Below are 13,780 nucleotides of genomic sequence, written 5' to 3'. Positions count from 1 at the left end.
AAATGATTAAGAGAGTACACGTTATATTTAAAACGCATCTAGATATTGGCTTTACGCATATGGCACAAGACGTCATCGATAAGTATATGAATGGTTTTATTCCGCAAGCCTTGGACATGGCGGAAAAACTCGCGCATGAAGAGGGGCCTGTCAAGTTCGTTTGGACGACAGGCTCGTGGCTGATACGTCAATTTTTGCAAACAGCTTCGGATCAGATGCGCGAGCGTATGGAGGAAGGAATTCGTCAAGGCCGAATCGCTTGGCACGGTTTGCCATTCACTACGCATACTGAGATCATGGATGCAAAATTGTTTGAGTTTGGTCTGTCGTTTTCACGTGAGCTAGATCAGGAATTTGGACGAAAGACGATTGCTGCCAAAATGACAGACGTTCCCGGACATACTATCGCCATGGTTCCTTTATTAGCGAAAAATGGTATTCAATATTTGCATTTAGGTGTCAATGTGGTTTCAAAAAATCCGAAGGTGCCCAAAATGTTTTTATGGCGTGCAGCGGATGGCTCGGAAATTATAGTAAATTATGCCGACGCGTACGGCAAGCCGTTTCAAATGGAAGGATTGGAAGATGCGCTGTACTTTGCGCACACAGGCGATAATGACGGACCTTCATCTTTGGAAGAGGTGCGTGGGCTTTATGCGAAGTTGCAACTTGAATATCCCGAAGCGGAAATTATTGCTTCGACTCTGGATAATTTTGCCGAAAAACTGCAAGCGATTAAACATCGTTTGCCTGTGATCTGCGAAGAAATCGGCGACAGCTGGATTCACGGGATCGCCTCCGATCCTTGGAAGATCGCTCGCTACAGAGAGCTGTTGCGTTTATGCGATAAATGGCTTCATTCAGGGGAAATTGATGCACGGAGCGAGACATATGCCCGATTTTGCGAGCGCTTGATGCTTATTCCGGAGCATACGTGGGGCTTGAATGCGTCAGTTTATCTCGTTGACTTCACTAACTATTCGCCATCTGATCTCGCTGCTGCAAGGGAGCGGGATACGATCGATGACGCGAAATGGAAGAAGTTCGACTATTTACGTCAGCTTGCGACTCCTGTTCGCTCTTTTAGCTACTATGAGAGCTCATGGAAAGAACAGCGCGACTATATCGCGCAGGCGATTACTGCCTTGCCCAACCACTTGGCAAAAGAAGCTATCGCAGCAATGGCGGGTCTACAACCGAATGTACTGAGTATTCCAGATGAGTGCGCTCAGTTGTTGCAGATCGGTGAAAGCTGTAACGTTGGGATGTTTCAGGTTGCCTTCGCTACTGATGGCTCTATCTGTGCGTTAACGGATAGAAGCGGTAAAGTCTGGGCGGATGAAGAACATCGATTGGGAAGCTTTAATTATGAAACATTTAGTAAGGAATGCTATGATCGATATTTTAAAGAGTATGTAACCAATTTACATATTCATCATAGTTGGGCAGACAACGACCTTGGGAAGCCAGGCATTGAATATGTCCAACCGAAGCCAGAGCATCGGCTTTTTAAGGCGAGAGCTAAGAAAATCGTATTGGAAAGACAGAGCGAATATGACGTTGTCATCGCGGATTTACAGCTGCCCGAATACGTTTGTGAGCATCACGGTGCTCCTCGTCAAGTGGCTGTAGTTTACAAGTTTCATAGAGACAAACCACATATCGAGGTTGAGCTGCAGTGGCAAGATAAGCAAGCTTGCCGTCTGCCCGAAGCCAGTTGGTTTTCTTTCGTCCCGCTAGTTGACAACCCGAATATTTGGGAAATGGATAAATTGGGTCGCAGAATATCGCCTCTGTTTGTAGTCAAGGATGGCAATCGGAATATGCACGGCGTTAACTCGGGACTGTATTACGCAGGCGCGGATGGGTCAGCTGTGATCGAGACGTTAGATGCGCCTTTGGTTTGCCCAGGAAGTAACAAAATTTTGCAGTTCGACAATATCTACGCTCCATTGGAAGGCGGATTTCATTTCAACTTGCACAACAACTTGTGGGGAACGAATTTCGTCATGTGGTTTGATGACGATATGAAGTACCGATTCCGGCTTACATTGCAGTCGAATGGCTGTTGAAAAGGAGAGGACGCACAAGTATGAGTGATTTGAACATAGAGGTAATTCTGCAGACTGCACCATCTGAAGCCGAGGTAGTGGAGGAAGGTGTTCACAATTACAGCAGTGAGTCGAAGTGGGTGAAGCCGGATAATCCGATTACTGTGGAACGCCTAGAGTGGTTCAAGGATCAAAAATTGGCTCTGATGATGCACTGGGGGCCATATTCACAAATTGGCATGGTTGAGTCGTGGATTCTTAGTGATGAGGATGGAGATTGGGCTCGTCATGATGTGGATTGGACAAACGATTACGAGGAAATGAAACGTGAATATTTCGGATTGGACCGTACGTTCAATCCGTTCCGCTTTCAGCCGGAAGTGTGGGCTGACATCGCTTCCGAGGGTGGGTTCAAGTATTTGATATTTACGACCAAACACCATGATGGTTTCTGCATGTGGGATACGCATACGACAGACTACCGGATCACCGGACAAAATACGCCGTTTCATTCACACCGATACGCCGACATTTGCAAGCATGTATTTGATGCTTTTCGCGATAGAGGGATGGCGATTGCTGCTTATTTCTCCAAAGCGGATTGGCATACCCCCTATTATTGGGCGCCCGGTATGGCGCGAGGTCGCCATATGTGGCGAGGACCTTCGTATAGTCCTGAAGAATACCCTTGGTTATGGGAGAAATTTGTGGAATTCACACATGATCAGATTATGGAACTGATGACCCGCTACGGCCGAATCGATGTGTTGTGGTTGGATGCAGGCTGGGTGAGGGACGGTGGTTGCGTGAAGCAGGACATTCGGCTAGGTGAAGTTGTGGAGCGGGCTCGTCAGACTCAGCCTTGGCTGCTTTCCGCAGATCGCACGGTAGGAGGACCCTATGAAAATTATGTGACGCCGGAGCAGACCATCCCTAAACGTCCGTTGAACGTGCCGTGGGAAAGCTGCATCACGATAGGCACTTCCTTCTCTTTCAAATTTGAGGATCAGTACAAGTCAGCGCGGGAGCTGGTCCATATTTTAATGGAGGTTGTTTCCAAGGGTGGGAATTTGGCTCTGAACGTAGGGCCTCAGCCCGATGGCAGATTGCCGGCAGGAGCTGTCAAAAGCATCAAAGAGCTGGGAGCATGGATGAATGTTTACGGAGAGGCTGTTTACGGCACACGTATTTGTGCGCCATACTTTACTGGCTCTTGTGCGTTTACATCAAATAAAGATGTTGTATACTGCACCTACTTATACCCAAACCTGGAAACAGCCGTTGACGAAGTTGTTCATATTCCTTATGTTGAACCTGTCGTAAGCATTGAGCTTGTCGGAATCGAATGTCAATTGGAATTTGTATGCACGAAAGAGGGGATCGCAGTCACTCTTCCTGCCAGTGAAGTAAATAGGGAAGCTCCGATTGCCCACGTATTTCGTCTTCGGAAGATAGGTAAAAATTCTGATGATGTAATTAGCGTGCCGATAGTTGTGAAAAGTAAATGATTCGAGAGTGTGGCTCGAAAAATAACTCTAAAAGGATGGATGAAGGTTATGAAAGTCGGTCTCAGCACTTATAGTTTGTTAAACGCTCTCAATTCAGGAGAAATGACCGTTCTCGATATCATAACTTGGATTGCCGATAATGGCGGAGAGCATATGGAAATCGTGCCGTACGGCTTCACGCTTGTTGACAACTTAGACCTTGCCGATGAGGTCAGGGTAAAAGCCAAGGAAGCGGGCATTGAACTATCCAACTATTCCATGCCCGCCAATTTCGTCCAGCCTTCAGAAGAGGCTTTTCAACTTGAGATTGAGAGGGTCAAGCGGCATGTGGATCTCATCGCACGCATGGATATGAAGCATATGCGACATGACGTAACTGCATTTTCCCTTCCGAAAGAGCATATGGGCATGGCCTGGTTCGAACAAAATCTGGAGTCAATGATTCGGGGCAGTCGTCTGATCGCCGACTATGCGGCGTCCTTTGGCATTACTACGACGATCGAAAATCACGGCTTCAGCGTGCAAGCGAGCGATCGCGTGCAGCGCGTCCTGCAAGCCGTCGATCGTCCGAATTTTCGTACGACGCTGGATATCGGTAATTTCATGTGCGTGGATGAGTCCTCCATTATTGGCGTGATGAACAATCTGCCTTATGCCTCGCTCATTCATTTCAAAGATTTTTATTTCCGGTCTTACGATCAAAAACCGGGTGAGGAAGGATGGTTCCTGACGTCGCACGGCAATTATTTGCGCGGTGCCATCGTGGGTCATGGCGATATTGACTTGCGGCGAATCGTCAAGCTGATCAAAGATTCCGGCTATGACGGGTATATGACGGTGGAATTCGAGGGAATGGAAGAGTGCAGGACGGCATCGAAAATAGGTATGGGCAATTTGCGCCGCCTGTGGGACGAGGCCTAGAACGATGGGAATACAAATTCAGGCAGGTCAATTGATATTTTGTATTAGTGCTCAAGGCAATTTGATGCAGTTTTCGGATGCGGCAACCGGTAGAAGGTACGATAAGCAGTCGTGCTGTTCTCCTTTGCTGCGAATAGTCATTGGACAGCATATCGAGGTGCCGGATTCCGCCGCATTCGATGAAACTTCGGGGAAGCTGTCGCTTTTTTACGAAAGCAGCGGAGCGCAGGTGGATGTGAAGGTCGACGAGAAGGAAAAATACGTCACGTTTGAAGTGATCGGAATACAGCAAACGAATCGGAAAGGTGAAATCGACGCGATCATTTGGGGGCCATATGCTACTCAAATTTCCGGTTCGATAGGTGAGTCCGTTGGCATCGTCCACAATGGCGAATGGGCTGTCGGCCTATTGTCGCTCAATCCCAAAACCATAGGCGGATGGCCGGCTGAGCTAGGAATGTTGGAGTTCGTGAATTTTCCATTCGCAGACAGTAAATTCGAATATAAGTTTTGTACAGCTTGGCCGACCCACGAAGGCAGTCTGCTTCAGGCGTATGCACGAAACCGTATGAAAGGCGGGCGGAGACCGGTCTGGAATTTAAAGGAAGTTGATGTGGCTCCGCTGCACAACGACGATGCGGAAATCCTCGGATCAAAGATAGCGCTGTTCGGCTGCACTGTCGATCGGGTGCTGGATACGATCGAGGCAGTTGAACTGAGGGAAAATTTACCTCACCCGATGATCGAAGGCGAATGGGGAAAAGCATCACCCGCAGCGAATCAGTCTTATTTGATCACAGATTTCACCGAAGCGACAATTGATGAAGCTGTGGGATATACAAAGCAGGCAGGGTTGAAATACGTTTACCATCCTGACCCGTTCGCACAATGGGGACATTTTAGGCTGAAGCCCGGAAGTTTTCCGAATGGTGACAAGGGGCTGCGTACTTGCGTTGAGACGGCCGAACGTGAAGGCGTGCACGTTGGTATCCATACGCTTTCCAACTTTACTACTTTGAATGACCCGTACGTAACGCCAGTTCCGGACAGCCGGCTGCAGACAGTTGGCGTTGCGCGTCTAAAAGAACCGCTAAGTGAGGCGGCAATTGAGATTGAAGTTGATGATCCTCTGCCTTTTCAACAAAGTTTGTACCGAAAAACGGCGATTATCGGCAAAGAACTCATCGAATACGAGATTGTTTCGGAGAGCACGCCTTGGATGCTGCTTGGCGTCACACGAGGAGCGAACGGCACGGTCGCAGCCGCTCATGAAAGCGGCTCGGAAATCGGCCGCGTTTGGGATCACCCGTATGATGTGCTTTTTCCGAATATGGAGCTTCAAGACGAGTACAGCGATCGTATTGCTCAACTTTTCCAAGTAACCGGTTTAAAACAGATTTCTTTTGACGGGCTGGAAGGTTGTTACGCAACCGGTCATGACGATTATGGAGTGAACCGTTTCGTCAAGCGATGCTATGACGGATGGGGCAGTGGTGTCATCAATGACGCCAGCATTGTTGTGCCGAATTATGCGTGGCATATTTTTACGCGGTTCAATTGGGGAGAGCCGTGGGGAGTGGCAACTCGCGAAGGACAGCTGGAATGGCGGCTCAGTAACCAGCGTTATTATGCAAGAAATTTTATTCCTCCGATGTTGGGATGGTTTCTTATCCGATCTGCTTCCAATCGCTTTGAAGCGACGACTCAGGATGAGATTGAATGGGTGCTGTCAAAAGCGGCAGGCTTTAACGCCGGCTTTGCCTTGTCAGCCGATGTGGCAGTGCTTAGGCGCAACGGTAACATCGACAGCCTGCTGAAATTGGTGCGTACTTGGGAGAGTGCGCGTCAAGCCGGAGCGTTTTCATCAGAACAGCGTGAGAGAATGAAAGATCCTGAAAGCGACTGGCATTTGGAATTGACAGAAGAAGGGGTATGGAAATTATATCCTATAGCAATTTCTAATTCGTTCCAATGTAATCCGGAGGAACTGCAGCCCGGCCAGCCAGGAGGTGCGGATTGGGTATTTTACAACAAGTACGGCGGGCAGCCGTTGCGATTTTGCATGTCTGTGTCTGCAGCTTACGGTAACGAGCATGGTACTGTGAAACGCCCTACGTTCTATACAGACGGAGTGTATATGATTTTCGATACGGAGGTGAAGGCTGGCGAGTATTTGGTGTGCGACGGCAGTCGAAACGGTCAAATCTTCGACAGCAACTGGAATTTGCTTCGGACGGTTCAAGCTTCCGAAGAGGCTCTGACGGTACGGGCAGGGAGTCAAACCATCTCGTTCAGTTGTAAGTTTATAGGAGAGCATAGGCCTTCTGTAAAAATGAAGGTGTATACGTGGGGAACGCCGGAATCGGTGCAAGTGCCTTAAGGGAGCAAGGGATGGCATTGAACACAAACATGGGTGAGGGATCTCCTGTGGTTATCGGTTTGTTGTCAGCTAGGGGAAAGGCTATTGAACTAATTGCGGCGGATTCGTGTTTTTACGTGCTTGTTGTACACAACTTCTTCTTCTTTTTCACTTAATTTGGTTTTGATATTTTTGGAATAACTGAAAAACTCGTGGACTTCGATATCTAACGCATCTGCGATCCAATACTCAAATTTTTTACAAATTAGGTACGGCAACAGCAAGCGTAAAAAGTATAGATGAATGTAGTAAAAGGGAGCATGTGCTCATAAATACGAGCTCAATCGCTTTACGTATATCCCGCTGGCGAAACACCTGTAATTTTCTTGAATGCCTTATAGAAATTAGAGTAATCCTCAAATCCAGTCATCTTACAGACCTCAGTTGGAGGGATGGAAAGCTTCAATAATTCGATCGCCTTCGCGATTCGTTTGTGAATGATGTATTGCTTGAAGCTGTAGCCCGTTACTTTTTTGAAGAGATGGGAGAAGTAATACCGATTGATGTAGAAGGTTTCCTCGATATGCTGGAGAGTAAGCACACGATATAGATTGTTATGGATGTACGTGACGATATGCTCAATTTTGGCGTAGTTGCCTTCAAGCTCAAACGTATGCAGATGTGTGGCGATAAGATCATTCAAATGAATGAGGAGTCGGATAAAAGTCAATTCAATGAGCACTTGACTTGCCGGTTGACGGTTACGAATATGCTCTTCAATTTCGGTGAAATAGGCGCCTAGTTGTTCTACCAGCTTGCTCGGGATGCGGTTRAAGCTTCCGGGCTTTTTACGGTCAAAATATTGCAAAATCGGGTAGCTCATCTCTTGGTAATGCTGACAAAATTCAGGCGTGAAAAAAATAAGGATTCGTTCATAGCTAGCATCCGTAGTGAAATAGGGTCGATGCATTTCTCGATTATTAATAATCAAGAGATCCCCTGGACTTAGGGAATAATTCTGTTCTTCAACTTGATAAACGACATTGCCGGAGATTAAATAATAAATTTCGTAACAATCCAGCGTATAGGTGCGGTGTTGTTCGTCATGAGGGGTTTGAGTTATGGAATGGGTATAACTAAAAGCACCATTTTTCAGGCGAATGGAGGTAAGTATTTCGTTCATAGTATCCCTCTTTGGCATAGGATTTAATGAATCAACTATATCATAAAATGCAAACTGAAAAAGCAATTTATGCAATCTATTGCGCAAGGTCTACCATAGGTACAAGATCGGAATCCCGATATACTTAGGTTATTCACACAGATTAGCTATGGGAGGCAATCAATATGAAAGCGATTTTACAGGAAAACAAAGCTTACATTCAAGGCACATGGGATCGGATCACAGCGAAAATAGCCAAGACCTCATCCCGCATTCAAGACGGATTTCCTCACACGACCAATAATGGAGTCTTTGACGATTGGCATGATAATCTTTCCTGGTGGACGAATTCGTTCTGGTCTGGTATTCTATGGCAGCTGTACAAAGACACGAATACCGATGCTTACAAGCAATATGCGCAAAGTATCGAGAAGAAGTTAGATCAGGTACTACATAGCTATGATCAATTGCATCATGATGTAGGCTTTATGTGGCTGTTATCCAGTAAACTGAATTATGAACTTACTGGTGATCAGCAAGCAAGACAACGCGCTATGCTGGCTGCAAATGTACTATCCGCTAGATATAATCTAGCAGGCGGTTACATTCGTGCTTGGAATGGAAACGGCACGGAAGGCGTGGCTATTATCGATTGCATGATGAATATTCCGTTGCTGTTCTGGGCTAGTGAACAAAGCAAGGATGATCGCTTTAAGCATATTGGTTTGAAGCATGCTGACAAGACAATCAAGGACTTCATTCGAGAAGACGGCTCCGTCAATCATATCGTGAACTATGATAAGGAAACAGGCGAAGTGCTAGATATTCCAAGAGGACAGGGCTATGAGAGCGGTTCGTCATGGTCACGAGGCCAGAGCTGGGCGATTTATGGCTTCGCTCAAACGTACAATTGGACACAGAAACCCGAGTATCTGCAAGCAGCGAAACGAATCGCACATTATGTGTTAGCGTGCTTACCGCTTACGGGTTATGTACCACTATGCGATTATAGACAACCAGCAGATGCAACGCTTCTGGATAGCAGTGCAGGGGCAATCACCGCTTGCGGCTTAATTGAAATTGCGAAAGCTGTGCCAGATGCGGAAAAGGCGCTGTACCTCCAATCCGCAATGTTGATTCTCAAAGCGCTCGATGAGAAATGTGCCATCTGGGATCCTTCCGAYGAGTGTATCCTGACGAATGCGACATCAGCCTTCCATCCTGGAGAAAACAAACGCACGACGGTAGAGAACGGTGCACTCATCTATGGTGATTATTATTATGTTGAGGCGATTAGTAAGTTGAAGGAGTTATTATAAGTTTTTACTTTAAAAAGCATTAGAAAGAACCATCCAGCGATAGCAGTGTAAACTGCAGAAGGCTGGATGGTTTTATTTCTTGTTGGCTTACCGCACCCATTCCAGAGGATTGATGCGATAATACATCATTTTTCTGTCATTTCTTAATAAATTGTTTAGGCGTCGCACCATAGGTTCGTTTAAAAATCCGAATAAAATAACTTGTCTCCATTCCCAGCTGCTGCGCCACTTGTTCAACAGTCATACCAGGGTTCTCTTGAAAAAGTTGCAGGGAACGCCGCATTCGGATTTGTTGAATATATAGCATGGGTGACGTGCCATAGCTGCCTACGAATAGTCGATGGAAATGTTGAACGGAGTAACCGACAGCTCTAGCCAGGTTGGATAAATGCAAGCGTTCATTATAGTGATCATGTATAAGCTTGATCGCTTCTTGAAGAGCAACATTGGATTGCCCGACTGGGTTAATCCGTTGTTTTACCTCTTGACTGGTCTCTCCTTCAAGGATGAAGAGCAGCATGTCATACATACTTCGAGACGATTTCCAGAATCCGTGTTCGCCATTCAGGTTGATCAGCTGCCATAAGGCTTCAAGCTTATTCCAAAGCTCATGAAACTGGGACTTCTTTAATTGAGTGGGTATACGGTTGTCAATGTGCTCCAGAATGGAACCGGAAGATGAGCCGTCAAAAGCGACGAAGCCTAGCTCCCAATCCTCMTCGCCTTGATCAGGAAAGTATTCATGGGGTACGCCGGAGGGAAGGATGAGTATGCTTCCGGGAGTCATCAACAGATCTCGACTACCTTGAATGCGAAAAATCCCCTTACCGCTTCGGCATAAGAAGAGCTGATGTGCGGGATACCCCTCGGGTCTTTGAAGATGCTTCTGCTCATGACTGCCAACACAATACACGTATAGAGGCAACATATTTTCAATCATGGCAAATTCAGCAAGAAGAAATGGCATCATGAGATTCTCACCACCAATGTTCATTTTGTACGATTTTTCATCTCTTCTGTTCTATTAGTATAACGATTGGTTGGTTTATAATCAAAATCAATAAGAGAATACGACGATTTTTGAAAAGAGGGGATGATAGGGCAATGACACAAAAATTTCAACCTATTAGCAATAAACTGCCAGTCATGATGCATGGCGCTGATTATAATCCAGACCAATGGCTTCACGATCCACATGTTTTGGAGGAAGACATTCGACTCATGAAACTGGCGGGCTGTAATGTCATGGCAATTGGTATTTTTGCCTGGGCTGCACTGGAGCCGGTAGAGGGAACCTTTACGTTGGAGTGGATGGATCGAATTCTGGATACGTTTGCTGAAAATGGTATTTATGCATGGCTTGCAACGCCAAGTGGAGCGCGCCCTGCGTGGATGTCCGAACGATATCCAGAGGTAAGGAGGGTGGCGGCCAACCGTGTACGAAACTTGCATGGATTTAGGCACAATCATTGCTTCACAAGCCCTGCGTATCGGGAAAAGACGGCGATCATGAATAATAAGCTTGCTGAACGCTATGGTCAGCATCCGGCAGTTATCGGCTGGCATATTTCCAATGAATTCGGCGGAGATTGCCACTGCGACTACTGTCAGGATGCTTTCCGAGAATGGCTGCAAAAGAAGTATGGGACGCTAGAAGCACTTAACGCGGCTTGGTGGACTTCATTTTGGGCGCATACGTATACAGAATGGAAGCAGGTCGAATCACCTGCACCGCATGGTGAGACAATGGTTCACGGACAAAATCTGGATTGGCATCGATTCGTTACGGATCAAACCGTCGATTTTTGCAAGCATGAGATCGACGCGGTTCGTGGAGCGAATCCAGATCTACCAGTCACGACAAACATGCATTTGATTGAAGGATTAGACTATCGCAAATTTGCAGAAATATTAGACGTTATTTCGTGGGATGCCTATCCAACTTGGCATGAGAGTCAGGATGATAGCCAGTTGGGAGCAACCGTTGCCTTTTATCATGATTTGTTCCGCTCGCTGAAACAGAAGCCTTTCCTACTTATGGAAAGCACCCCAAGCTTGACGAATTGGCAGCCAGTTAGCAAGCTAAAGCAACCTGGCATGCATAGATTGTCTTCCCTTCAAGCTATAGCACATGGATCGGATTCGGTGCAATATTTCCAATGGCGTAAAAGCCGCGGCTCAAGCGAGAAATTCCACGGAGCCGTTGTTGATCATGCCGGACATGAGCACACACGTGTGTTCAAGGATGTAGCCGAGTTGGGACGGACTTTAACGAATATCTCCGAGGTGGTTGGCACAACAACGCCTGCGGAAACAGCGATTTTGTTTGATTGGGACAACCGCTGGGCGATCAAAGATTCCCAGGGTCCGCGAAACATGGGCATACACTATGAGGAAACCGTGCTTGCCCATCACCGTGCGTTTTGGGAGCAAGGCGTGGCGGTCGATGTGATAGGTTCGGAGGATGATCTATCCGTCTATAAGCTAATTGTTGCGCCTATGTTGTACCTTTGCCGTGAAGAAACTGGAGGTAAACTCGAGAAGTTTGTAGAACAAGGCGGGACGCTAGTTACGACATATTGGTCCGGCGTTGTCGATGAGCATGATTTGTGTCATCTCGGCGGCTTCCCTGGTCCGCTTCGCAAAACGCTCGGCATTTGGGCCGAGGAAATTGAGGGACTATATGATCATGACCGAAATGGCGTAGCGATGCTGCCAAATAATCAACTTGGACTGACAGGGTCTTTCGAGTCTCATGAGATCTGTGAAATTATCCATACCGAGGGCGCGGAGGTACTAGGCGTCTATACAGACAGTTTTTATGCGGAGCAACCTGCACTTACCGTAAACCGCTTTGGCGAGGGGCAAGCCTATCATATGGCGACGCGGCTGAAGTCGGATTTTCTTCATGCATTTTATCAAAAATTAATTAAACAAGCCGGAGTTGTGCGAGCTATAGATACGGATCTTCCACAGGGGGTCACTGCTCAGGTACGTACGGACGGCTTGAATGATTATGTATTTATAATGAATTTTAGCGGAAAATCGGTCAGTGTTGCCCTTGATAACGAAAGCTACTCACATTTGGAATCTAATGAACCTGTTGAAGGTGTTATCGACTTTCAGGTTAACGGGACTGAACTTTTAAAACGACAGACTAAATGACAGAAATAGAAACAACCTTGGTGTAAGAAAGAATTATTACGCCAAGGTTGATTTGTGTTCATATTTGACGGAATTCATTCATTTTCGACAAAATACGATAATTAATAGGGATTTATATCTATATATCAATCAAATTCTTTTTAATACTCGTAAATAGTCGGTTTATAAGCGCAATCACAAAGACTGTTTTTTTAACAAACAGATCGACTTTTTACATGTGAATGACATGGAAAACCCATTATGATGTGAGAAGGTAAACATTCCCATTAAACTGCAACCGAAAAGGAACATCAACCGGGGACCCCAAGTACGGAGGAGGTGAGACTATGAAAGCATTGGCAACTTCTGATACTAAAAATGTAACCGCTTTATCGGCTGCCAAGAAGATCAAACGGGGGGTATATCACTATCTGCGCAGGGATTGGCAGCTCTACGTGCTGCTGCTTATTCCTTTAGCAATGGTATTGATCTTTAAGTATGCGTCCATGTTCGGACTCACGATCGCTTTTAAAAACTATAAAATCGCGAGGGGCTTCTGGGGCAGTGAATGGGTAGGATTTGAAGTATTTAAAGAGATTTTCGCCAAACCCGACTTTAGCCGAGCGATTCGGAATACGTTGCTGCTGAATATCCTGGACCTTCTGTTCAGCTTTACGATGCCGATTGTACTCGCTCTTATTATCAACGAGGTCAAAAACATTATGTTCAAGCGGGTGAATCAGACGCTGCTCTATCTGCCMCACTTCCTCTCCTGGGTGATTATCGGTGCCATCGCCTATCAGCTCTTAAGCGAAGGCAACGGCATGGTGAATAATCTCATCGAAAAGCTGGGGGGCATCCGGATCCCATTCCTGCAGGAGGATACCAATTGGGTGATCAGTTATTTGGCCATTGGTGTCTGGCAGAGTATGGGATGGGGGTCGATCATCTACCTTGCGGCTATCAGCGGCATAAATCCAGAGATGTATGAAGCGGCTATCGTCGACGGAGCGGGCCGATGGCGTAAAATGTGGAATGTTACCTTACCCTCGATCCGGATGACGATCGTGACTATGTTGATCTTGAGCTTGGGCGGTGTAATGGGTGGCTCTTTCGAGCGGATTATGGCCCTACAGAACAAGGCGACCACGGAGTTCACCACGACCATACCTGTTCTTGTGTACCGCTGGGGGATTGAAAGCGGCAACTTCAGCCGTGCGACCGCATTAGGTTTATTTCAATCGGTCATCGGGCTCGTCCTCGTCTTGATCGCCGACCGGATAGCGAAGAAACTGGGCGAAGACGGATTGATTTAG

General features: G+C 46.6%; 9 protein-coding genes. 7 read left to right on the top strand and 2 right to left on the bottom strand.

All coding sequences use genetic code 11. From position 1 onward, the window contains the following. Window positions 1-2: 2 nt before the first annotated feature. Genes AC1DVJ_RS08190 through AC1DVJ_RS08175 form a run of 4 tightly spaced genes read left to right on the top strand, consistent with a single transcriptional unit; the run spans window position 3 to window position 6,860 of the window. Window positions 3-2,072: a DUF5054 domain-containing protein gene (locus AC1DVJ_RS08190; RefSeq protein ID WP_477589776.1), complete on the top strand. Its 2,070-nt coding sequence runs from the start codon at window positions 3-5 to the stop codon at window positions 2,070-2,072. Window positions 2,073-2,092: 20 nt separating this feature from the next. Further along, window positions 2,093-3,559 carry an alpha-L-fucosidase gene (locus AC1DVJ_RS08185; protein ID WP_477589775.1) on the top strand — a complete coding sequence of 489 codons (1,467 nt, stop codon included), beginning with the start codon at window positions 2,093-2,095 and terminating at the stop codon, window positions 3,557-3,559. Window positions 3,560-3,607: 48 nt separating this feature from the next. Then, window positions 3,608-4,480: a sugar phosphate isomerase/epimerase family protein gene (locus tag AC1DVJ_RS08180; RefSeq protein ID WP_477589774.1), complete on the top strand. Its 873-nt coding sequence runs from the start codon at window positions 3,608-3,610 to the stop codon at window positions 4,478-4,480. A gap of 4 nt (window positions 4,481-4,484) precedes the next feature. Next, the gene (locus tag AC1DVJ_RS08175; RefSeq protein WP_477589772.1) at window positions 4,485-6,860 is read left to right on the top strand and encodes a hypothetical protein; all 2,376 of its coding nucleotides are present in this window, start codon (window positions 4,485-4,487) and stop codon (window positions 6,858-6,860) included. A gap of 328 nt (window positions 6,861-7,188) precedes the next feature. Here AC1DVJ_RS08175 and AC1DVJ_RS08170 read toward each other — a convergent pair whose 3' ends face one another. Next, entirely contained in the window at window positions 7,189-8,022 is an 834-nt protein-coding gene (locus AC1DVJ_RS08170) for a helix-turn-helix domain-containing protein (protein WP_477589771.1), read from the bottom strand. Window positions 8,023-8,186: 164 nt separating this feature from the next. Between AC1DVJ_RS08170 and AC1DVJ_RS08165 the strand changes: the two genes are divergently transcribed. Then, window positions 8,187-9,320 (top strand): glycoside hydrolase family 88 protein, encoded by a 1,134-nt coding sequence (locus AC1DVJ_RS08165; RefSeq protein WP_477589770.1) that lies wholly within the window; start codon window positions 8,187-8,189, stop codon window positions 9,318-9,320. A gap of 136 nt (window positions 9,321-9,456) precedes the next feature. Here AC1DVJ_RS08165 and AC1DVJ_RS08160 read toward each other — a convergent pair whose 3' ends face one another. After that, window positions 9,457-10,314 carry an AraC family transcriptional regulator gene (locus AC1DVJ_RS08160; RefSeq protein WP_477589768.1) on the bottom strand — a complete coding sequence of 286 codons (858 nt, stop codon included), beginning with the start codon at window positions 10,312-10,314 and terminating at the stop codon, window positions 9,457-9,459. A 110-nt stretch (window positions 10,315-10,424) separates the two neighbouring features. Here AC1DVJ_RS08160 and AC1DVJ_RS08155 point away from each other — a divergent pair, with 110 nt between their 5' ends. Next, entirely contained in the window at window positions 10,425-12,485 is a 2,061-nt protein-coding gene (locus tag AC1DVJ_RS08155) for a beta-galactosidase (protein ID WP_477589766.1), read from the top strand. Window positions 12,486-12,811: 326 nt separating this feature from the next. Further along, window positions 12,812-13,780: an ABC transporter permease gene (locus tag AC1DVJ_RS08150; protein WP_477589764.1), complete on the top strand. Its 969-nt coding sequence runs from the start codon at window positions 12,812-12,814 to the stop codon at window positions 13,778-13,780.

The organism is Paenibacillus sp. P4_A9, from assembly GCF_056402415.1.
This window is presented reverse-complemented; position numbering and strand designations above follow the sequence as displayed.

Bases quoted from the DNA above. Each gene is read 5' to 3' on its own strand.
- AC1DVJ_RS08190 (WP_477589776.1), top strand. From the start codon at position 3: ATGATTAAGAGAGTACACGTTATATTTAAAACGCATCTAGATATTGGC.
- AC1DVJ_RS08185 (WP_477589775.1), top strand. From the start codon at position 2,093: ATGAGTGATTTGAACATAGAGGTAATTCTGCAGACTGCACCATCTGAA.
- AC1DVJ_RS08180 (WP_477589774.1), top strand. From the start codon at position 3,608: ATGAAAGTCGGTCTCAGCACTTATAGTTTGTTAAACGCTCTCAATTCA.
- AC1DVJ_RS08175 (WP_477589772.1), top strand. From the start codon at position 4,485: ATGGGAATACAAATTCAGGCAGGTCAATTGATATTTTGTATTAGTGCT.
- AC1DVJ_RS08155 (WP_477589766.1), top strand. From the start codon at position 10,425: ATGACACAAAAATTTCAACCTATTAGCAATAAACTGCCAGTCATGATG.